Genomic DNA, 22,285 nt, shown 5'->3' on the forward strand with positions numbered 1-22,285 from the left:
TCTTGAATATGTAGCCCTTTGCAGGTCTGGAATCAGGCAACCCGGTAGCCGGGGCGGACAATCTTCATGCTCAGCGCACAGGTCAGAACAAACGGCACAACCATGGCAATCAGCATTCCGATCACGAACATCGGAATGAACTGCGGAATGATCGAGATGAAACCGGGCAGGCCGCCGACGCCGATCGCCGAAGCCTGGATCTTGTTCAGCGACAGGAAGATGCAGCCCAGTGCCGAACCGGTCAGCGCGGCATAGAACGGAAATTTGTAGCGCAGGTTGACCCCGAACATCGCAGGCTCGGTGATACCGAAATACGCGGAAACCGCCGAGGTCGACGCCATGCTTTTGTCCCGTGCATTGCGCGTCATGTAGAACACTGCCAGCGCTGCACTGCCCTGGGCGAGGTTGGACATGACAATCATCGGCCAGATGAATGTGCCGCCCTGGGTCGAGATCAACTGCAGATCGACCGCGAGAAACATGTGATGCATGCCGGTGATCACCAGCGGTGCATAGAGCAGTCCGAAAATCGCCCCGCCGACCATCGGCGCCAGATCAAACAGCATGACCACGCCTTCGGTGATCAGGATGCCGACATGACGGGTCACCGGGCCGATCACCGCCAGTGCCAGCACACCCGTGACAACGATGGTGGTGATCGGCACCACCAGCAATTGCACCGCATTGGGCACACGCGCCCGCAGCCATTTCTCGATGACGCTCATCACGTACGCAGCCAGCAATATCGGCAGGATCTGCCCCTGATAACCGACTTTCTCCACCTGAAACAGGCCGAGGATGTCGAAGTACGGCATGTGTTGTCCGTCCAGCCCGGCCACGGCCTTGCCGTAGTTCCAGGCGTTGAGCAGATCCGGGTGAACCAGCATCAGGCCGAGCACGATGCCGAGGATTTCGCTGCCGCCAAAACGCTTGGCCGCCGACCAGCCCACCAGTGCCGGCAGAAACACAAAGGAGGTGTTGGCCATCAGATTGATCAGGCTCCAGAGCCCGTCGAGTTTCGGGTAGGCGTCCAGCAGGGTCTGGCCCTCGATGAACATGCCCTTGGCACCGAGCAGATTGTTGATGCCCATCAGCAGGCCGGCAATGATCAGCGCCGGCAGGATGGGCATGAACACATCGGAAAACACCCGCACCAGGCGCTGCATGGCGTTGATCTTTTCGGCGCTTTTCTGTTTGACGTCGGCGATGGTCGACGCGGCGAGACCGGTCTGGCGACGCAGTTCGGCGTAGACCTTTTCCACCTCGCCCGGACCGATCACTACCTGATACAGACCGCCGGTGAAGAACGAGCCTTTGACCAGATCGATCTGGTTGAGCGTGGCGCTGTCGACCAGGCCGGGATTCTTAAGGGCCAGGCGCAATCGCGTGACGCAATGGGCGGCCTGTTCGAGATTTTCACTGCCGCCGAGGCTTTGCAGCAGCTCGCTGGCGATCTTCGGATAGTCGTGGCTCATGCTTGTTCTTCCACTGTGGATTGTTGTTATTGGCAGCACGCCGAAGCGAAAAATACTCGTACAGACGAGTTAATGCAATAACTCGTCTGTACGAGTTTGTTTTTGCCTATTGCCGCCAGACCGTCAGCGAATTTTCCTACCCGAACCTAAGGCGATTTCCATCCACCACATGGACAAAGCCCTACCCTGCCCTTAAGGTTCGAGGCTTTGAGCACAGCCGGCACAGAGCCTATCCATGAGCAAATACAACCAGATCTATAGCGATCTGCTGGCCAGTATCACCACTGAACGCCTCGAACGCGGCGCGCGACTGCCGTCCGAAACCGAACTGATGGACAGCTATCAAGCCAGCCGGGGCACCGTGCGCAAGGCGATCGAGCTACTTCAGGAGCGTGGTTTTGCGCAGAAGATTCATGGCAAAGGCACGTTCGTTCTTTCGACCAACCCGATCGAATTCCAGCTCGGCGGCATCGTCAGTTTTCAGGAAACCTATCCACGGCTGGGCAATGACGTCCGCACCGAAGTCGTCGAGTTGGCCCAGATACCGCTCGAAGGCACCCTGCTCGAACACATTAATGCCGAGCCCGGCAGCCTGATCACCCGCGTCAAACGCGTGCGACGAATCGACGGCAAACGGGTGATTCTCGACATCAACCACTTCGTCACCGAGGTGATTCCCGACCTGTCTCGCGACATCGCCGAGCAGTCGATCTACGCCTACATCGAACAAACCCTGCTGCTGCAGATCGCCTATGCCCAACGCACCATCGAAGCCGTGCCACGCAGCAAGGATGACCTGCTGCACCTGGACCTCGACGGGCAGAGCCATGTGATCGTGGTCAGCAACCAGACGTTTCTGCAGGACGGCCGGCAGTTCGAGTACACCGAATCGCGCCACACCCTCGACAAGTTCTACTTCTCCGACGTAGCCCGGCGCTGACCCCGGCACGTTTCGACCGCCGATGTGCGGTATCCATGTAGTGCACTCTCCCGGGGCGAATCAGCCATGCTCGGCTTTCGTTTCTCAAGGATGGAGAAAGCATGAACGCCCCCGAAACACATCCTCTGCCGAACGCAGCGGACAACGCCGCCCTCAAGCTCATCGCCGCGACGGTCGTGCAAACCTGCCCTAGCCTGCACGACGCGGCCTATCAAGTCGCCCGCGAGCTGCTTGGGCTCAAAGGCCTGCCAGACACCGATCCGGACCGGGTTTACTTCCATCGATTCAAAGCGGCCCAGAGCAGCAGCCAGTCGTTTACCGGCTGGGAACATATCCGCGAAAAACCCTACGAATCGATGACCCTCACACAATTGGTGATCCATCGCTTTCGCGCCACCGACGTCGACAACGCCGACCTGCTGGATCTTTACGCTGGGTTCTATTCGGACGGGCCCGAGACCGAAGATTTCGACCACAGCAATGAAGTTCGCCTGCATGGCAACGAAGTGCTCAACGCCTTCTGGGACATCGATTTCAGCTCGCGCTACAACGACACACTGACTACGTTCTGGAACACCCACACGGATGATTTCCGCACGTTGGCCAGGTGCAACTTCCTCAGCCGTGCCGTGCAGGCACTTGAACTCGAGCAATTGAGCGGCACGGATTTCCAGTGGATCGTCAGCGCCGTTATGGGGCCTGTTACCTGGCCAGTGACGCTGGCCACGCTGCAATCAACCCACACACCAGACAGTGGCGTGCGCGCCTTCGATATCGACGGGCATATGGCGACCAACCTTCTGCGCATCGTCAGTACCACAGGCCGGGAGATGGTCTATCTGCCGGGTGAAACGGTGGCGTTCGTCGTACAGGAAACCGCGGCGGACATGCATGGGTGGGTGCTTGAGCAGATGAACCTGGAGCCCCGGCGCCAGGCTTTCTTCAGTCACTTTGCACTCGCCGACCGTCAGCACATGACGACGAACATCACCGATCTGATGAATCGGTTGGTCAGCACGTGGGGACACTCCGATCATCATCTGATCAATAAAACCAACGCCGTAATCAGCGGCGATGCCTTCAGTTGGCTGCGCGATTCGACCCGCAGCGCCATGTTTGCCGAAGCCAGCCTGACGCTGACGTCCAATGGCGATCTGCGCAAAAAACTGTGGATCGGTTACTTGAGCGCCGGCCTCAAGGTATTTGGCCCGATGGCCGCCGTCGGCTGGCCGCTCGCGCTGCCGGTGATTGGCGCCAGCATTGCCAGCATGGGGCTGAACATCGATCAGGCGGTCAACGGCAAAACCTCCAGCGAACGCAAGGCCGGCGTGCTGGGTGCCGTGTTGAGCGGCATTGATGCACTGTTCAACATTCCATTTCTCAAAGGCACCGGCCCGATGCTGGAGGTGGGTGTCGAGGTGGATGCAGTGGAGGCCGCAGAAATGGCCGGACTGAACGAGCCGGCTGCAGCAGTGGAGGTGCCGGATCCGCTGGTCGAACCGCAGGAAAGCGAGGTTGCGCTCGAGCCAGACGTGATTGCGCCGCCGCTGGAAACATCTTGGTTGCCGCCGACCGAGAGCGCTGCACCACCGCCCATACCTGACAAATACCTGTGCAACGAGCTGCTCGACGGGCTCGATGTGCAACGCGAGCCCGGGCAATTTCAGGGGGTCTTTCGCCTGGATAGCGATCCGCCCTACGCCATCCATCTGGATGACAACCCATACTACGTGCGCTATTTCGGCGACACCGACGAGGGCGGCTACTGGGCCATCGTTGATCCGGACAGGCCCAATCAATTTGTCCACTCATTGCCTGTTCGCCTGAACGCCGAGGGCCAGTGGGAGCGGATGCAGGCCCTGCGCTTGCGGGGCGGCGGCCAATGCGCGGGCAAACCGTGCGCGCCCGACCTTGCGCTCGCCCCTCAGGAACCGCCAGCCCCCGAAGCGCCCGCGCAAACGGAGGTCGAATTGCCCAGCCCGGTATCACGTCCGGTGCGCATTGTGACGTCTGCCTTCGACATCGAGCCGACGGTACGCCGTTCGATAAGAGCCTGGGCACTGAATCTGAACGAAACCCACGCTCAACTGGTGCCCGACGCCGACGGTGCCTTCGGCATGACTGACCCTTTTGAGCTGTACGCCGTCAACAAGCGCATTGCGCTGCAAACCGCCGCGAAAAGATTTTTCAGTTCACTGCCGTGGATCACTCCACCGTTTCGCGCCCCCATTCCCGCGATCAATGCGCAGATCAGCCTTTCCGAGCTTATCGACCGCCTCTTTGAATCCGCCGTCGGGCTGGTCGTGGGGGAAACCCTGGATCGCATTGCCAGCATGCGCTTCCTGATTGAAAACATGCCGGCACTGGCTCGGCACGCAAAAACCCTGTACATGCGCGGCATCCTCAGTGATTTCGCGCAGGTGGAACTGAACCGCTATTTCACAACCGGCAACCTGTCGGCCGATCTGCAAACCTACCTGACCAGCCTGGGCACCGATCCGACGGGACGCTTCAATGCACTGGAACTGGTCAAAGTGGCCAGGGAAAACGGCGTTCGGGTCCAAGGCATCGACTGTGCAGCGAGCTACAAGATGAAGACTCCACTGTCGCCCTTTGACGAGCAAATGATCGGCACGTATCTGGCGAGCGACATCATGACCGGCGATACCTACCTCAACAGCCCGAAAAAATGGATCGTACTGACCGGCGCGCAGAACACCAACACCCTCAGGGGGCTGACCGGCCTCAGTGAGATAAAGGGCGGCATCGGTTTGCGCATCGAGGAAGTCGGCGCAGCGGACGCCATGGAAATCGACATCGATCCGGGTATCGACGTGAACCGGGGGCCGTTTGCCAATGGGGCTGCCGCGCGGGGCAATGACGATGTGCTTCGCGCCGATTTACGCCTGCGCATGCCGAGCGAACCGGTGAACTGGAATGAGCAGACGCTGGAAAACCTGCTGCACCGACGTGGCATGTACCTGTTCAGAAAAGTCGGCGACAGCTTCACCGTGCTGCACCGCAGCAAGTCAGGAATGCTCGCGCATACACCTGTGACGCGTCTGGCCGATGGACGGGTTTCCCTGCACCGGCCGGCTTGGCCGCTGGTGAACGATGTCAGCTTTGCCAGCATCGAGGACATGTCTCATCGTCTGACCGAGATGGGGCTGACGTTGCAGAGCCGGCTGCCGGACTGAATCCGCACCGCAAAGGAAAAATACAGGGATAGTGCATGGCCCGTGAGCCGATGGGACATGCTCGATCTTCGTTTCCTCATGGATGAAGAACTGCATGAACGCACCCGAACGCCGTCTGCTGCCGAACGCAGCAGACAAGGCCAGCCTCAAGGCCATCGCTACCACCGTCGTACAAACCTGTCCCAGTCTGCTGGACGCGGCCCGCGAAGTCGCCAGTGAGCTACTGACGGACAAAGGACTTTCGGGCAACGATCCGGACCATGTCTATTTCCACCGATTCAGGACGGCGCAAAGCAGCGCTCTGACATTTACCGGTTGGGAACACACACTGGAAAAACCATACGAATCGTTGACCCTCACACAATTGGTGATCCATCGCTTTCGTGTCACCGATCAGGACAATGCAGACCTGCTGAGCCTGTACGGCGGCTTTTACACGGACGGGCCGCAGGCCGAATCCTTCAATCAGAGCAATGAAGTGAAGCTGCTGGGCAGCGATGTTCTGAAGGCGTTCTGGAACATCGATTTCAGCGCGCGCTACACCCGTCAACTGAGCACGTTCTGGCAGAACTCAGCGGACAATTTCCGCACGCTGGCCAAGTGCAGTTTTCTCAGCCTGGCGGTGAACGCGCTGCAAAAAGGTCACCTCGACGGCACTGATTTTCAACGCGTGATCAACTCGGTGTGCGGTCCCGTCACCTGGCCCGTCACCCTGCAAATGCTGCAGTCCTCTTACCCTGTCGGCAGTGAGGTGCGCGCGCTGGATATCGACGGTCACATCGCCGTCAATATCCTGCGCTTTGTTGAAGACAGCGGGCGGCAAACACTTTATCTGCCAGGCGAAGCCCAGGCCTTTCAAGTGCTGGAGAACGAAGCGGCGCTGCACTGGTGGGTGCTTGAACAATTGAATGATGAGACGCGCTGCAAGATTTTTCTCAACCATTTCTCTTTCGCAGACCGTCACGCCATCAACGAGAACTTCACCGACCTGATGAATCGTCTGGTCAGCACCTGGGGTCATTCCGATCATTACCTGATCAACAAGACCAACCTTGAAATTGGTCGTGATGCGTTCACCTGGCTACGCATTTGCGCCCGCCATTCGATGTCCGAGGAAGCCAGTCTGTTACTGACGTCCAATGCTGAGCTGCGCAAAAAGCTCTGGATCGGTTATTTGAGTGCCGGACTCAAGGTGTTCGGCCCGATGGCCACCGTGGGCTGGCCTTTGGCGCTGCCGGTTATTGGCGCCGGCATTGCCAACATGGGACTGAACATCGACAGAGCGGTCAACGGCAGGACGCCCGCCGAGCGCAAGGCCGGTACCCTTGGCGCGGTGCTCAATGGCATAGAAGCACTGTTCAACGTGCCGTTTCTGATCGGCACCGGAGCGCATCTGGAAGTGGGGCCACAGGTTGAATTTGCCGAGGCGCAAGAGATGGCCGGGTTGATCGAGTTCACCTCGGCTGACGAACCTTTCCTGCCAACCCAGGATCAGGCGCAGGTTGTGGTGACGGATGAAGACGTTGTCGAGATGGCAAACGACATTGCCAGCGAAACACCCCCCACTTCGCCCGTAGTCCTCGCTCCCACTGCGCCGCAAACCCCATCGGTACCGAAGGTTCCGGCCCGCTATCTATGCAATGAGTTACTTGATCGCTACAGCGCAGAAACGCAATCAGGGAAATTTCAGGGCATTTATCGCCTTGATGGCGAACCGCCCTATGCCATTGATCTCGATGGCAAGCCCTACTACGTACGTTATTTCGACACCTCCGAGGACAGTGGCCACTGGGCTATCGTCGACCCTGAGCGCGCCAATCAGTTCGTCGGCTCATTGCCGGTCCGCTATAGTGCCGCCGGCCGGTGGGAGCGCATGCTGGCGCTGCGACTCAACGGCGGCGGTCAATGTCTGGGCACGGCGTGCCATTCGTACTTTGATCCGGCCTCGTCAACCAACTCATCAAACCCGCCCACCCCATCAACGCCATCACCGGAACTGCCATTGGTCGAACCGGTCCCGCCGAGTGCCCGTCCGCTGCGCCTTGTGACCACCCTCTATGATGTTTTGGGGCTGGACATGGCCAGGCTGAGAAAGTGGGCGATGAACTTGCCTGACGATTCCGCCGATGCGGTTCGCGAGGCCAGACGCAATTTGTCTGTGAACGATCTGTATACCCTGCATTTCGACCACCAACGCACATTGCTCCTGAACGAAGCCAGAGAGTATTACTCAGCACTGAACTGGTCCAATCTGCCCGCACGCCCGATTCTGCCCGAGGTCAGTCACTCAATGACGACCGATGCATTGATTGATCGCATTTTTGAAAAAACCAAAGGTCTGGTGGTGGGAGAAACCCTGGATCGCATCACCAGCATGCGCTTCATGATCGAAAACATGCCTGCGCTGGCGCGCCACGCCACGACGCTCTACGTGCGTGACCTGCTGAGTGATTTCGCCCAGTCAGACCTGAACAGCTTCCACACGTCCGGTCAGATGTCAGAGGATCTGCGGATTTATCTGACCAGCCTCGGAACCGATCCGAACGAAGCGTTCAACATGCTCGAACTGGTCAAGTCTGCCCAGGCAAATGGAGTCCGGGTTCAAAGTCTCGATTGTGCGGCGAGTTACAAAATGAAGGTGCCGCTCACCTCGATTGAAGAGCAGATGATGCGCGCTCGCATGACGTCCAAAATCATGTGGGGCGACGAAATCCTCAATCGCCCAGACAAATGGATCGCCTTGGTCGATGCGCAGAACACCAATAACTTCAGAAATCTGCCGGGCATCAGCGAGCTCAAAGGCGGCATCGGTTTGCGGATTGAAGAAGCCTTTCCCGGAGAAGATCCGGGCGTCAGCATCGACCCGGGAATCAAAGTCGCTCGCGGCCCCTTTGACAACGGGGCATCGACGCGCGACTCGTTCGATTACCTGCACGCTGACTTGCGCCTGCAAATCGACGCACCGCCGGTGACATGGACTGACGAAACACTGGACCGCCTGCTGCATCGCAATGGCATGTACTTGATCGAGAAGTCGCAAGGCAATTACACACTCGTGCGTCGCAACAGCACAGGCAGCATTGTGCGAACACCCGTGAATCGGACGCTGGACGGCCAAGCCTACCTCTGGCTTCAATCAATGCCACGCATCAGTGGCGTATTGTTTCCTGATATCTCAGCGTTATCGCAGCGCCTGATAGAAATAGGCCTGAAAATACAAAGTCGCCTACCCGACTGAAGGGTTTTCGCAAGCGATTGAAATGCCCCAAATCCGGCCTGGGCCGGGGGTTTCAGCCACTTGAAGCAAGCAGGCAAGTTCAGCGCGATCATTGCCGTTCAATGGTCCGCTGGTGGCTTGTCAGGCTCTCAGCCCCCGTTCGTGTCGGCGCGCAGAGCAACCTGACAAACGGGGACAACCTCCCGTAGAATGCGTCCGTGGCTATGGAACACCTTCCTTCTAAACCTCCTATGACCTAGGGGTTTCGCTCTCCACACTGCGCCTGCTGCTTGCAGGCGTTTTCATATCTGCTGTAGACACAATGCTGCTGCTCGTTCACGACGGCGACCAAAGGAGAAAATCAAGGATGAATCAGGAGCTGTTCCTGCGTCGCCGCAGCAAAGTTCACGTCCCGATGGGCACTGGCGGTGCCACGCGTGCTCATGTCGCGTCGGCCATCCAGGAAATCGCGGCGTTCCGATGCGTACTCTCGGAGTCTCTGATTGAGCAAATCGGCGGGCTGTCACCCGCAGAACTCAAGCACTGGCTGCGCGACATTATCGGAATGCTTCGGCGCCGGGCTGGCGCTCATGTGCACCACCGGCCGTTTTATCCTGACTTTCCAGAGCAGGTTCTGCAGGCCCCAGAGGCAGAGCTGTACCTGAACGCCGTCATGCACTACCTCACGCTTCGGCGTTTACCACCGACTGAACACTCTCGACCTCCCCTGCTTGAAGGCAACTTCATACCTTGGGTGATCGAATCCGGAAGCGTGTCTGAGTTCGAGTCACTGCTTGAGCCACTGGTTTCATCGCGCACCTCGCTCTCCGAAGAGGAGACGGCCGATGTCGTCTGGTTTATCCGCGAATACAAAAGCGATGTGTTCCGTCTGCTGCCCGAGACCATCCCCTTCCGGGAGATCCGTGCACTGGTTGGCGGGGCACTGATCCTGCATGTCGCCAGCGATGCTCGGGTCGACACATTTCTGCAGCGAAACGTCGAAACGGCAACTGACGTGCTACGACTGGCGGTCGCGTTGAGTGGCGGAGACGTGTCGCTGGCGACCGCTTCGACACGTTTCAAAGCGATGAAGCGCTCGATACGCCGCCTGTTTTTGCGCCTGCTCGATAACATTCCCGACGCTGTAGAAGACGTGATGCGCCATGCTGAGCGCTGGAAACGCCTGGCTGAAGTACTGCATCCGGGCGACTACGCCGAGAAGTACCCACGAGCGCTGGCCGCCATCACGGCAGCGCGTCGTAACGAACCGCCCGCCACATTTAATTCACGTGTCGAAACAATGCTGGCCCAGCGTGACATCGCCACGCTTGTGCCAATACTACAAAGCCGTCCTGGCGAGTTCGCACGACGGCTTGACGTAACCCTGCGCCGCGCGATGGAAACCGAATCGGTACTCGACGCGTTCGAGGCTGTTGCGGCACACGTTTCCTCACCCGTTCTGCTGCAGTTGCTGGCCCAGTTACGTGCACCGCGCCCTCTGCCCCTGCGGGCGTTCACCCCGAAAGGTTCATTCGCCAAAGTCTTTGCCATCAAGGATCGACGCGAACCTCTCACACCTGAAACGTTGGCGCGTGCTGCCCGTATCTGCGAGAACGCACTCGTACAGCGTTTTGCCTCCCTGCCGCCATTAGGTCGCTGTTTCATTGATCCAGCATTACGTGAATACAAGGTGCCGCTGGCGCAGCGCGCTTCATCGAAGTCACTACGTACACTGGTGCGGGGCAGTCGATTGCCTGTGCCTGACACACGATTCATTCGCCTGTTTCTGTGGTGGAAGAATGGCCGCGAACGCACGGACATCGACTTGTCCGCCGCATTTTTCGATGCCGACTTCGTGTTCAAGGATACGGTCGCGTACTACAACCTGAAGGGCTACGGCGGTTACCACAGCGGCGACATCGTCGATGCGCCCGACGGGGCTTCGGAATTTATCGATCTCGACATCGACGTGCTCGTCGAGCAGGGCATCCGTTATGTCGTCACGTCCATCAACTCATACACCCAGCAGCCGTACTGCGATCTCCCGGAATGCTTCGCTGGCTGGATGGCCCGCACTGACACTGCGTCGGGTGAAGTGTACGAGCCGCGAACCGTGTTCGACCGTATCGATATCGCGTCCGACACAGTGATCTGTCTGCCATTCGTGATGGACCTTCAGGAACGACGCATGATCTGGGCCGATCTGGGGCTCACTTCATCTCCACGGTGGAACAACGTCGGCAACAATCTCAGCGGGGTATCGTTGATGCTGCGGGCTTTGGTGCATACGCCACGGCCGGATCTGGAAACTCTGTTCGATTTACATGTTCGAGCACGAGGCGAACGAGTGGCTTCGCCGCAGCAGGCACAGGTGGTTTTTGCGCCTGATCAAGGGACAACGCCGTTCGATACAGACGTGATTCGATCGCAGTTTCTTTAGTAACGACTCCAGTCTTCGCGATCAATTTAGCGCGACGAGTCTTGCCAAGGTGCTTTGCGCCCGGAAACAAAAATGCCAGTCAGTAAAACTGACTGGCATTGGCGAAGATCCGTAGGCGTAATCAACGCGAAACAGAATAATTCTGGACGATATCGTTCTCGAAAAAAATCCTTAAATTGATCCCTTGGGCGGTGGTCTTGCCGGTGGTTACGCTGGTCACTTCATTCATCGTGCCCTGCGCATTGGCCACGTGTGACGTTGCTGTACCAATAGCACCGCTGGTTTCCGGCGAGACGAATCGGTGGGCAAGATTCACGTACTTCTCCAGCCCTTCTTCGCTTTTGACGTACGTCCAGTTAGTCATGGTGTCCGAGTCGGCCTGTTCCTGCATCGGCGGGCCAAACATCTGAGATATCTGGTTTTTAGTGGTTTTGCCACGAACGATGGCGGTCCAACCCACAACAGAAGTTGCCTGTAGCTTAGGGCGAGGAAATACGCGTAGCTATAGTACAGGTGTGCTAGTACCCACTTCGATTGCACACGGTGAACTCAAAAAAAAACCGCCTGACGCGTACGCCAGACGGTTTTTTATTTCAGTCAATCGGCCCTCAGGCCGGTGACATTATTCCCACTCAATGGTCGCCGGCGGCTTGCTCGACACGTCGTAAGTGACGCGGGAGATGCCTTCGATTTCATTGATGATGCGGCCGGATACGGTTTCCAGCAGTTCGTAAGGCAGGTGTGCCCAACGTGCGGTCATGAAGTCGATGGTTTCCACGGCACGCAGGGCCACGACCCAGGCGTAACGACGGCCATCGCCCACCACGCCAACCGATTTCACTGGCTGGAACACCACGAAGGCCTGGCTGACTTTGTGGTACCAGTCGGCTTTGCGCAGTTCTTCGATGAAGATGTGGTCGGCACGACGCAGCAGGTCGGCGTATTCCTTTTTCACTTCACCGAGGATACGTACGCCCAGGCCCGGGCCCGGGAACGGGTGACGGTAGACCATGTCGTACGGCAGGCCCAGTTCCAGGCCCAGACGACGGACTTCGTCCTTGAACAGCTCGCGCAGTGGCTCGACCAGTTTCAGGTTCATCTCTTCCGGCAGGCCGCCCACGTTGTGGTGCGACTTGATTACGTGAGCCTTGCCGCTTTTCGCGCCAGCCGACTCGATCACGTCCGGGTAGATGGTGCCCTGAGCGAGATACTTGATGTTTTCCAGTTTGTTGGACTGGGCATCGAATACGTCGATGAAGGTGCGACCGATGATCTTGCGCTTCTTCTCTGGATCGGCTTCGCCGGCCAGGTTGTTCAGGAACTGATCTTCAGCATTGGCGCGAATCACTTTGACGCCCATGTTCTCGGCGAACATGGCCATCACTTGCTCGCCTTCGTGCAGACGCAGCAGGCCGTTGTCGACGAAGACGCAGGTCAGTTGGTCGCCAATGGCTTTGTGCAGCAGCGCCGCAACCACCGAGGAGTCAACGCCGCCGGACAGACCCAGCAGCACGTTGTCGGTGCCGACCTGGGCGCGGATGTTGGCGATGGCGTCTTCAGCGATTTTCGATGGAGTCCACAGGGCTTCACAGCCGCAGATGTCGAGAACGAAACGCGACAGGATGCGACCGCCCTGTTTGGTGTGGGTCACTTCCGGGTGGAACTGCACGCCGTAGTAAGCACGCTCGTCGTTGAACATGCCGGCGATCGGGCAGCTCGGGGTGCTGGCGAGGATGTGGAAGTCTTCCGGCATCCTGGTGACTTTGTCACCGTGGCTCATCCACACGTCGAGGCCGAACAGGCCATCAGCGTCGATGTGGTCTTCGATGCCGTCGAGCAGACGGCTCTTGCCGACCACGTCAACACGGGCGTAACCGAACTCACGCAGTTCGGAACCTTCAACCTTGCCGCCCAGTTGTTCGGCCATGGTCTGCATGCCGTAGCAGATACCGAAGACCGGCACGCCCAGGTCAAACACGGCCTGCGGGCAGCGCGGGCTGTTGGCTTCGTGTACGGACTCTGGGCCGCCGGCGAGGATGACGCCTTTTGGAGCGAATTCGCGGATCGCATCTTCGTCCATGTCGAACGGGTGCAGTTCGCAGTACACACCGATCTCGCGCACGCGGCGGGCGATCAGTTGGGTGTATTGCGAGCCGAAGTCGAGGATCAGGATGCGGTGAGCGTGAATATCGAGGGCCATGATTCAGTCTCGTCTAAGTCATTCAGAAACAGTCGTGATTCAGAAACAACTCGGGGCTGAATAAAACAGCCCCGGTTGCTTAGCTTGTTGCTTGAAGGCTCAACCTACGCGGTAGTTTGGCGCTTCTTTGGTGATCTGCACGTCGTGCACGTGGGATTCGGCCATGCCGGCGCCGGTGATCCGCACGAATTCAGGCTTGGTGCGCATCTCTTCGATGTTGGCGCTGCCGGTGTAACCCATCGAGGAACGCAGACCGCCCATCAACTGGTGAATGATCGCGCTCAGGGTGCCTTTGTAAGGCACACGGCCTTCGATGCCTTCCGGAACGAGTTTCTCGGCACCGGCCGAGGAGTCCTGGAAGTAACGGTCGGAGGAGCCTTGAGCCTGGGACATGGCGCCCAGCGAACCCATGCCGCGATAAGCCTTGTACGAACGGCCCTGGAACAGTTCGATTTCGCCCGGTGCTTCTTCAGTACCGGCGAACATCGAGCCCATCATCACGCAGGAAGCACCGGCTACGATGGCCTTGGACAGGTCACCGGAGAAACGGATACCGCCGTCGGCGATCAACGGCACGCCAGTGCCTTCGAGGGCAGCGGCAACGTTGGCGATGGCACTGATTTGCGGAACGCCGACACCGGCGACGATACGGGTGGTGCAGATCGAGCCAGGGCCGATACCGACCTTGACTGCGTCGGCGCCCGCTTCGGCCAGGGCCTTGGCAGCGGCGCCGGTGGCGATGTTGCCGCCGATCACCTGCACTTCAGGGAAATTCTCTTTGACCCAGCGAACGCGGTCGATCACGCCTTTGGAGTGACCGTGCGCGGTGTCGACCACCACCACGTCCACACCGGCATTGACCAGGGCTGCGACGCGATCACCGGTGTCTTTACCGGTGCCGACGGCAGCGCCAACGCGCAGACGACCTTGATCGTCCTTGCTGGCCAGCGGGTAGGCTTTGGCTTTTTCGATGTCTTTGACGGTCATCATGCCTTTGAGGGCAAACTTGTCGTCGACGATCAGAACTTTTTCCAGACGGTGCTTGTGCAGCAACTCGCGGACTTCGTTCTTGTTGGCGCCTTCGCGTACGGTGACCAGACGCTCTTTAGGCGTCATCACTTCACGTACGGTGGCTTCCAGACGGGTTTCGAAACGCACGTCACGGGAAGTGACGATGCCGACCAGGTCGCCATCGTGCAGTACCGGAACGCCGGAAATGTTGTGCATGCGGGTCAATTCGAACAGATCACGAACCGTGGCGTCAGCCTCGATGGTGATCGGATCCTTGACGACGCCGGCTTCGAACTTCTTGACCTTGCGAACTTCGGCAGCTTGCTGCTCGATGGTCATGTTCTTGTGGATAATGCCGATGCCACCTTCCTGAGCCATGGCGATTGCCAGACGGGCTTCAGTGACGGTGTCCATTGCGGCAGAAACCAGAGGAATGTTCAGCTCGATGCCACGGGTAAGGCGGGTCTTGAGACTGACTTCGTTAGGAAGCACCTCGGAATAACCAGGCACTAGGAGAATGTCGTCGAATGTCAGAGCTTCTTGGCTGATACGCAGCATCGCGGGGGCTCCCGAGCGGGAAAATGGAAGCGCGCCATTATAGTCAGACACCCCCTGCTGTTCAATGTAAAACTCTGCTTAATATCAATGTTGCTGATGTACGGGAATCGCCGGCTCTACAGTTCTACCTTGACCCAAGAGACAGGTTGATCCAGCCAATCGGCAAATTCATCGATAAAGCTCTGCTTGAACCCTGCTTCCAGCCAGTTATTGAAGATGAAACCGAGGTTGGAGAAAGCGCACTCCTGCAGGTACAGAAAGCCGTTGATGTCGTCTTCGTGCCCGCATTCTGGGCAGGTGAAGTTGTCGGTGCGGCCTGGGAACCAGTCTTCAAGGCTTTCGAACAGCGCTTCGCCGACTTCGCGGCGGCACTCGGCGCAACCGGCTTCTTCGAGAAAGCCCTTGGCCGGAGTGTAGATGCAGCGTTTGGTGACGATCTCCAGGCCGTTGATCGGCTCGCCGAACGGCAGCGCCTCTGGGTGCAACACCACGGCGCGGGCGCCATCGGCAATGGCGTGGGCCATGCGGTTGCCAGTGCGCCCGCAGGTGGTCAACTCTTCCTCGATGATGTTCTTGCGCACCAGCCAGCGCACGATCGCCCGGGCCCGGGGTTCGTGGACCGGCAGGGTGGAAATTTTCGGGACGATGATGCTTTGCGAATTCATGGGTGCAGCCTGTGACGTCAAATGGAAATTCTGCGGTGCTCTCTCCGACGCCATCGTTGGCAAGCCAACTCCCACAGGTTTTTCTGGTGTACACAATATTTGTGAGCGACCGAACTCTGTGGGAGCTGGCTTGCCAGCGATGGCGTCAGTGCGGGCGGCAGCTTAATCCCTGACGAAATGCGGTCAAGTGCTGAAATAACGCCCGATCAACGCAATCCCGCTCGCCAGCACCAACCACGTCACCAGCCGTACAAACGCCTCGCGAGACAAGCGCAGGGTCAACCGCCGCCCGATCCACAACCCCAGCGCCATGGCCGGTAACAGACACAGCGCCAACATCAACAAGGGTAGCTCGGCATACACGCCGGCGATGGCAAACAGGCTCAAACGCACCACCGTACTGCAACTGATCAGCGCACTTTGCGTGGCCCGCGCTGCGTCTTTCGGCAACCGGCTGTTGAGATAGATCGCGTATAAAAAGCCGCCACTGCCAAATAGCGCCCCGAACAACCCACCGACCGTGCCCATCGGCACCGCCCACGCCGCTGACAATTGCGCCGGCCGCGTTTTGACCCACAGGCTGTAAATCGCATAGGCGCTGATGAACAGCCCCATCAACAGCAACAACAGATCCGATTTGAGGTTGAGCAGGAAGATCACCCCCAACGTGCAACCCACGGCCATGCACGGCAGCAGCCGCAGCAACTCAGGCTTGGCCACATCGCGGCGCGACGGCAGCAGATTGCCGAACGCTGCAACGAAATCCAGCAACACCAGCAACGGCACGATTTTCGACAACGGCATAAACACAATCAGAATCGGCCCCGCCACCAGCGCCGTGCCAAATCCGGCGATGCCGAACACGATATAAGCCAGCGCGATAGCCAGCCCGATCACCACCCAGCCCTCGGCGCCCCACGCCCATTCATTCAACAGTCCTGCCACACTCATCGATCCGCGTCCTTAATAAGCTTGCGATGACTTTAGCCAGCGCCAAGCGTTGCGACTAATATCTTCAAAGCCGACCACCCATCTCGAAAAGGCATACCTCGTGCTGTCTACCCGCCAACTGCGTTACTTCGTGGAAATCGCCGAATGCGGCAGTTTCAGTGCTGCAGCCGAGCGATTGTTCATTGCGCAATCGGCGCTGAGCCGGCAGATCAAGGAGATGGAGATCCAGTTGCAAACACCGTTGTTCGAACGCACCGCGCGCCAGCCTCGACTCACCGCAGCGGGCGAAGCGTTTTTACCGCGTGCGAAAAATCTGCTCAACGAGCTGAGTAAAGCCAGCGCCATGGCCACCGAAGTCGGTAACGGCCAACTCGGTACATTGCGCCTGAGTCATTCGAGCACCGTACCGATCAGTGGGCGCCTGCTGCGTGACATCAGCCGCTATCTCGATCAGCAACAAGGCGTGTCGCTGGACATCGGCAAACTGTCCTCGGAGGCGCAACTTGAGGATCTGGCCGAGGGGCGCCTCGATATTGGCTTGCTGCGCCTGCCTGTGCTTCGTCAGCGTGAAGGCATTCAGATTGTGCCGCTGTTTACTGAGCGTTTGCTGCTGGCAGTTCCGGCCGAACATCGGTTGGCCGATTCGGCCCTGGTCGAACTGGCGCAACTGAAGGATGAACCGTTCATTTCCATTCCCCATCCACAGCGCGGCGGCCTGAGCTATTTATGTGCCGACCTGTGCATGCGTCAGGGCTTTTTCCCGAAAGCGGCGCGGGTGATGTCGCGCAAGACCACGCAATTGCAGTTGATTCAGGCCGGATTCGGCATTGCCCTGCTGCCGGAATCGATGCAGGACCTTGCCCCGCCCGGCGTACGCTTTTTGCCACTGAGCGACCCCGACTGCCAAAGCACCGTCGCCCTCGCCTATCGCCAGAACCCTACTCCACTGATCCAACACTTCCTCCAGACTTTTACAAATCCCTTGTAGGAGTGAGCCTGCTCGCGATAGCGATCTGTCCATCACCACCTCTTCGCCTGACACACCGCTATCGCGAGCAGGCTTACTCCTACAGGGGACATGTGGTGATTCGACGGCGAATGCCTTTAAACTGCGCCCCATGATTAAAGATCCCTTTGCAAGACTTGGCCTGGACCGTGAAGTCCTGACCGTCAGCCAGCTCAACGGCCGTGCGCGGGTGTTGCTCGAAGACGTGTTCAGCAACATCTGGGTCGAAGGCGAAATCTCCAACCTCGCCCGCCCGGCGTCGGGGCACATTTACTTCACGCTCAAGGACAGCGGCGCCCAGGTGCGCTGTGCCTTGTTCCGCCAGAACGCGGCGCGCGTGCGTCAGGCGCTGAAGGATGGCCTGGCCGTGAAGGTGCGCGGCAAGGTTTCACTGTTCGAGGGCCGTGGCGACTACCAGCTGATTCTCGACACCGTGGAGCCGGCCGGTGATGGTGCGTTGCGTCTGGCCTTCGATGCACTGAAGGAAAAGCTCAGCGCCGAAGGCCTTTTCAGCGCCGAACGCAAAGTGCCGCTGCCGGCGCATCCGCAGCGCATCGGCATTATCAGCTCGCCGACCGGCGCGGTGATCCGCGACATCATCAGCGTGTTCCGCCGTCGTGCGCCGCAGGTGCAACTGACGCTGATTCCGACTGCCGTACAGGGCCGCGAAGCCACTGCACAAATCGTCCGCGCCCTGAAAATGGCCGATGCCCGCGGCTTCGATGCGTTGATCCTTGCCCGTGGCGGTGGCTCGCTGGAAGACCTCTGGTGCTTCAACGAAGAAGCCGTGGCCCGCGCCGTCGATGCCTGCGTAACGCCGATTGTCAGCGCCGTCGGCCATGAAACCGATGTGTCGATCAGCGACTTTGTCGCCGACGTTCGCGCACCAACGCCTTCCGCCGCCGCCGAACTGCTCGCCCCAGACTCCAGCCATCTGATCCGTCAGGTGGAAAGCCTGCACCGCCGTCTGGTGATGCGCATGCGAGACCGTTTGATGCGTGATCGCCTGCGCCTTGAAGGCATGGCCCGGCGTCTGCGTCATCCCGGTGAACGTCTGCGCCAGCAGGCTCAGCGTCTGGACGATCTGGACATGCGCATGCGCCGCGCCTTTGAACGCCACCTCAACACCCGCCGCGAACGCCTGATTCGCCTGGAAACGCGCCTCGCCGGTCAGCATCCGGGACGGCAACTGGCGATGCTGCGCCAACGTCTGGACAGCCTCGCCGAACGCCTGCCGCGAGCCATGCGCGAAGGTCTGAAAAACCGTCGCCTGCAATTGCATAGCCAGATGCAGACACTGCATGTGGTCAGTCCGCTGGCGACCCTCGGCCGTGGTTACAGCATTCTGCTCGACGAACGCGGTCATGCGATTCGCAACGCCGCACAGACTCACACCGGGCAGCGCCTCAAAGCCAAACTCGGCGAAGGCGAACTGCAAGTGCGCGTCGAGGACAATCACCTGACGCCTGTCACCCTCTCTTTACTGGACTGATCCATGCCGCGTTTTCTGGCTCCATTGTTTTTGCTCTGTCTGACCTTCAACGCCCACGCCGACAGTTACATCACCCGGCTGCTGAACAAACCGGTGCCGGGCGGCGTCGCGGTAGTTGATCTGGGCGTTGCCGCTCAGGCGCCGAAAGCCACGTATCAGGGCAAACCGGTGCTGGTGGTGAAGGAGCAGAACAATTGGCTGGCGATTGTTGGCGTGCCGCTAACGGTCAAGCCCGGCGCGCAGCAGATCAGCAGTGGTGGGCGCAATCTGCCGTTTACCGTGGGCAACAAGAAATACCCTGAACAACGCATCACCCTGAAGAACAAGCAGCAAGTCAATCCGGATCAGTCGAACCTCAAGCGCATCGAGGGCGAACTGGCCGAGCAGATCAAGGCGTATCGCAGTTTCAGCCCGAACACGCCGAGCAATCTGCTGCTGGACAAACCGGTCAACGGGCCGCTGTCGAGCAAGTTTGGTGTGCGCCGGTTCTTCAATGGTGAAGAGCGCAATCCGCATGCGGGCCTGGACTTCGCGGTGCCGGCGGGCACGCCGATCAAGACTCCGGCGGCGGGCAAAGTGATTCTGACCGGCAACTATTTTTTCAACGGCAACACGGTGTTTGTCGATCATGGCCAGGGCTTTATCAGCATGTTCTGCCATATGTCGAAGATTGATGTGAAGGTCGGCGATCAACTGGCGCGTGGCGCAGTGGTCGGCAAAGTGGGTTCGACTGGCCGGGCGACCGGGCCGCACATGCACTGGAATATCAGCCTGAATGATGCGCGGGTGGATCCGGCGATTTTCATTGGTGCATTCCAGCCTTAAATAGGTGTTGAGGCGACCGGCCTCTTCGCGAGCAGGCTCGCTCCCACACTCGATCTTATTAACAACAAAGATCCCCTGTGGGAGCGAGCCTGCTCGCGAAGGCGGCCTGTACAACACCGCAATACTCAATGAACCTCCAAAAAATCAATTGCGCCCCAACCGAACCCCGCGCAAAAAACTAAACAATCGTCTTTATTACGCACAATAAAATCGCGCAAAAACTCGCTTTCCGAGTATTCCTCTCAATTTTTTCCGACTGCTTGCCATCCTTCCCACCCGCGGTTAGGGTTGAAGGCATGAAAACCTCTCACACCCTTATTCAGCTTCGCCAGCACCGCAGCCTGTGCCTCGTCAGCGCACGACTGCCGGGCTGAATCGCTGCGCCTCGTCCCACGCTTTTCCAAGAACATTCGTTCCACCGGCAGGCCGCCTCTTTTCGGCCCAGACAATAAGGAATTTCCCGATGAGCATGCTCAAAGATCCGTCTTCGAAATACCGCGCATTTCCCGTCATCAACTTGCCGGATCGCACCTGGCCGTCGAAAACCATCGACACCGCGCCGATCTGGTGCAGCTCCGACCTGCGTGACGGCAACCAGTCGCTGATCGAGCCGATGGACGCGGTGAAAAAGCTGCGCTTCTGGAAAACCCTCGTTCAAGTGGGTGTGAAGGAAATCGAAGCCTCGTTCCCGGCAGCGTCGCAAACCGACTTCGACTTCGTGCGTACTCTCATCGAGGAAGGCCATATCCCGGACGACACCACCATTCAGGTGCTGACCCAGGGCCGTGAAGACTTGATCGAGCGCACCTTCGAATCCCTGCGCGGGGCGAAAAAAGCCATCGTTCACCTGTACAACGCTACCTCGCCGTCTTTCCGTCGCATTGTCTTCAACCAGGACAAGGACGGCATCAAGGCCATCGCGGTCAACGCCGCCAAGCTGTTCGTCAAATACGCCGCGATGCAGCCAGACACCGAGTGGACCTTCGAATACTCGCCGGAAACCTTCAGCGCCACCGAACTGGAATTCGCCAAGGAAGTCTGTGACGCGGTGATCGAGGTCTGGAACCCGACGCCTGAGCACAAGATCATCCTCAACCTGCCAGCCACCGTTGAATGCGCGACGCCGAACGTCTACGCCGACCAGATCGAGTGGTTCCATCGCAACATCAACCGTCGTGACAGCGTGCTCATCAGCCTGCACACCCATAACGACCGTGGCACCGGCGTGGCCGCCACCGAGTTGGGCCTGATGGCCGGCGCCGACCGCGTCGAAGGCTGCCTGTTCGGCAACGGCGAGCGCACCGGTAACGTCGACCTCGTCACCGTGGCACTGAACATGTACACCCAGGGCCTCGACCCACAATTGGACTTCTCCGACATCGACGGCGTGCGCAAAGTCGTCGAAGAGTGCAACCAGATCCAGGTTCACCCACGTCATCCGTACGTCGGTGACCTGGTTCACACCGCATTCTCCGGCTCCCACCAGGACGCGATCCGCAAGGGCTTCGCCCAGCAGAAATCCGATGCCCTGTGGGAAGTGCCGTACTTGCCGATCGACCCGGCCGACATCGGTCGTAGCTACGAGGCGGTGATCCGCGTCAACAGCCAGTCCGGCAAGGGTGGCATCGCCTACTTGCTGGAGCAGGAATACGGCATCAGCCTGCCGCGTCGCATGCAGATCGAGTTCAGCCAGGTCGTGCAGCGTGAAACAGACCGTCTGGGCCTGGAAATGACCGCCAAGCAGATCCACTCGCTGTTGATCAGCGAATACCTGCAAGCCAACACCCCGTACGCGCTGGTCAGCCATCGCCTGCAGGAAGAAAACGGCAACAGCAATGTTGAAGTGGAAGTGGCGAGCAAGGGTCAGGGCGAAACCAACCTGCACTGGCGCGGCAAAGGCAACGGTGCGCTGGAAGCACTGGTGGCCGGCTTGCCGATTCCAGTGGAGATCATGGACTACAACGAACACGCAATTGGTGCGGGTACCAACGCCAAGGCTGCGGCCTACATCGAACTGCGTGTGAACGGTGAGCGTGCGGTGCACGGCGTAGGGATCGATGAAAACATCACCACCGCCAGCTTCAAGGCACTGTTCAGTGCACTGAACCGCTCGTTGAGCCAGCCGGAAGCGAAAGCGGCTTAAGCCTTCGTTGAAATGCAAAAGGCCCCGGAGTGCGAACTCCGGGGCCTTTTTTTGCTTGATGGTTTTGTGTTGTTCAATCAGGCCTCTTCGCGGGCAAGCCCGCTCCCACAGTTTGAACGCAATTCCCTGTGGGAGCGGGCTTGCCCGCGAAGAGNCGCGCCGCTC

14 protein-coding genes are annotated in these 22,285 nt (G+C 58.9%); 8 read left to right on the plus strand and 6 right to left on the minus strand.

Translation table 11 applies throughout. From position 1 onward, the window contains the following. Positions 1–32: 32 nt before the first annotated feature. Positions 33–1,475, minus strand: a complete 1,443-nt coding sequence (treP, locus tag ACVVH8_RS24045; protein ID WP_475226724.1) for a PTS system trehalose-specific EIIBC component — start codon at positions 1,473–1,475, stop codon at positions 33–35. A 235-nt stretch (positions 1,476–1,710) separates the two neighbouring features. Between treP and treR the strand changes: the two genes are divergently transcribed. From treR to ACVVH8_RS24065, 4 genes are all read left to right on the plus strand, one after another. Further along, positions 1,711–2,415: a trehalose operon repressor gene (gene treR, locus ACVVH8_RS24050; RefSeq protein ID WP_315446713.1), complete on the plus strand. Its 705-nt coding sequence runs from the start codon at positions 1,711–1,713 to the stop codon at positions 2,413–2,415. A 101-nt stretch (positions 2,416–2,516) separates the two neighbouring features. After that, positions 2,517–5,612, plus strand: a complete 3,096-nt coding sequence (locus tag ACVVH8_RS24055; RefSeq protein ID WP_475226726.1) for a membrane-targeted effector domain-containing toxin — start codon at positions 2,517–2,519, stop codon at positions 5,610–5,612. Between the two features lie 94 nt (positions 5,613–5,706). Further along, on the plus strand, positions 5,707–8,850 hold the full coding sequence (locus ACVVH8_RS24060; protein WP_475226728.1) for a membrane-targeted effector domain-containing toxin: 3,144 nt from the start codon (positions 5,707–5,709) through the stop codon (positions 8,848–8,850). 346 nt (positions 8,851–9,196) lie between these two features. After that, positions 9,197–11,269: a TerD family protein gene (locus tag ACVVH8_RS24065; RefSeq protein WP_475226730.1), complete on the plus strand. Its 2,073-nt coding sequence runs from the start codon at positions 9,197–9,199 to the stop codon at positions 11,267–11,269. 121 nt (positions 11,270–11,390) lie between these two features. Here ACVVH8_RS24065 and ACVVH8_RS24070 read toward each other — a convergent pair whose 3' ends face one another. The 5 genes from ACVVH8_RS24070 to ACVVH8_RS24090 form a co-directional block, all read right to left on the minus strand. Then, positions 11,391–11,729 carry a hypothetical protein gene (locus ACVVH8_RS24070; protein ID WP_103304554.1) on the minus strand — a complete coding sequence of 113 codons (339 nt, stop codon included), beginning with the start codon at positions 11,727–11,729 and terminating at the stop codon, positions 11,391–11,393. A gap of 162 nt (positions 11,730–11,891) precedes the next feature. Further along, positions 11,892–13,469: a glutamine-hydrolyzing GMP synthase gene (guaA, locus tag ACVVH8_RS24075; protein WP_213026511.1), complete on the minus strand. Its 1,578-nt coding sequence runs from the start codon at positions 13,467–13,469 to the stop codon at positions 11,892–11,894. A 99-nt stretch (positions 13,470–13,568) separates the two neighbouring features. Continuing rightward, the gene (guaB, locus tag ACVVH8_RS24080; RefSeq protein WP_085709413.1) at positions 13,569–15,038 is read right to left on the minus strand and encodes an IMP dehydrogenase; all 1,470 of its coding nucleotides are present in this window, start codon (positions 15,036–15,038) and stop codon (positions 13,569–13,571) included. 116 nt (positions 15,039–15,154) lie between these two features. Further along, positions 15,155–15,703 (minus strand): sugar ABC transporter ATPase, encoded by a 549-nt coding sequence (locus ACVVH8_RS24085; protein ID WP_103304552.1) that lies wholly within the window; start codon positions 15,701–15,703, stop codon positions 15,155–15,157. 183 nt (positions 15,704–15,886) lie between these two features. Then, a complete protein-coding gene (locus ACVVH8_RS24090; RefSeq protein WP_475226733.1) occupies positions 15,887–16,654 on the minus strand; it encodes a sulfite exporter TauE/SafE family protein in 768 nt (255 codons plus the stop codon). A 100-nt stretch (positions 16,655–16,754) separates the two neighbouring features. Here ACVVH8_RS24090 and ACVVH8_RS24095 point away from each other — a divergent pair, with 100 nt between their 5' ends. The 4 genes from ACVVH8_RS24095 to leuA all read left to right on the plus strand — a co-directional run bounded on the left by ACVVH8_RS24095 (position 16,755) and on the right by leuA (position 22,120). Continuing rightward, the gene (locus ACVVH8_RS24095) at positions 16,755–17,642 is read left to right on the plus strand and encodes a LysR family transcriptional regulator (RefSeq protein WP_475226735.1); all 888 of its coding nucleotides are present in this window, start codon (positions 16,755–16,757) and stop codon (positions 17,640–17,642) included. A gap of 130 nt (positions 17,643–17,772) precedes the next feature. Continuing rightward, positions 17,773–19,152: an exodeoxyribonuclease VII large subunit gene (xseA, locus tag ACVVH8_RS24100; RefSeq protein ID WP_016984362.1), complete on the plus strand. Its 1,380-nt coding sequence runs from the start codon at positions 17,773–17,775 to the stop codon at positions 19,150–19,152. 3 nt (positions 19,153–19,155) lie between these two features. Continuing rightward, complete coding sequence (locus tag ACVVH8_RS24105; protein WP_103304549.1) at positions 19,156–19,977, plus strand: peptidoglycan DD-metalloendopeptidase family protein; 822 nt, start codon at positions 19,156–19,158, stop codon at positions 19,975–19,977. A 463-nt stretch (positions 19,978–20,440) separates the two neighbouring features. Then, positions 20,441–22,120, plus strand: coding sequence for a 2-isopropylmalate synthase (gene leuA / locus ACVVH8_RS24110; RefSeq protein WP_103304547.1), 1,680 nt, complete (start codon positions 20,441–20,443; stop codon positions 22,118–22,120). Positions 22,121–22,285 lie beyond the last annotated feature (165 nt).

Source organism: Pseudomonas trutticola BRTCR10, from assembly GCF_056155105.1.

Coding starts and splice junctions, on each gene's coding strand:
- guaB (WP_085709413.1), bottom strand. CDS start 15,038: ATGCTGCGTATCAGCCAAGAAGCTCTGACATTCGACGACATTCTCCTA.
- treR (WP_315446713.1), top strand. CDS start 1,711: ATGAGCAAATACAACCAGATCTATAGCGATCTGCTGGCCAGTATCACC.
- ACVVH8_RS24085 (WP_103304552.1), bottom strand. CDS start 15,703: ATGAATTCGCAAAGCATCATCGTCCCGAAAATTTCCACCCTGCCGGTC.
- ACVVH8_RS24065 (WP_475226730.1), top strand. CDS start 9,197: ATGAATCAGGAGCTGTTCCTGCGTCGCCGCAGCAAAGTTCACGTCCCG.
- ACVVH8_RS24060 (WP_475226728.1), top strand. CDS start 5,707: ATGAACGCACCCGAACGCCGTCTGCTGCCGAACGCAGCAGACAAGGCC.
- leuA (WP_103304547.1), top strand. CDS start 20,441: ATGAGCATGCTCAAAGATCCGTCTTCGAAATACCGCGCATTTCCCGTC.
- ACVVH8_RS24090 (WP_475226733.1), bottom strand. CDS start 16,654: ATGAGTGTGGCAGGACTGTTGAATGAATGGGCGTGGGGCGCCGAGGGC.
- treP (WP_475226724.1), bottom strand. CDS start 1,475: ATGAGCCACGACTATCCGAAGATCGCCAGCGAGCTGCTGCAAAGCCTC.
- guaA (WP_213026511.1), bottom strand. CDS start 13,469: ATGGCCCTCGATATTCACGCTCACCGCATCCTGATCCTCGACTTCGGC.
- ACVVH8_RS24105 (WP_103304549.1), top strand. CDS start 19,156: ATGCCGCGTTTTCTGGCTCCATTGTTTTTGCTCTGTCTGACCTTCAAC.
- ACVVH8_RS24055 (WP_475226726.1), top strand. CDS start 2,517: ATGAACGCCCCCGAAACACATCCTCTGCCGAACGCAGCGGACAACGCC.
- xseA (WP_016984362.1), top strand. CDS start 17,773: ATGATTAAAGATCCCTTTGCAAGACTTGGCCTGGACCGTGAAGTCCTG.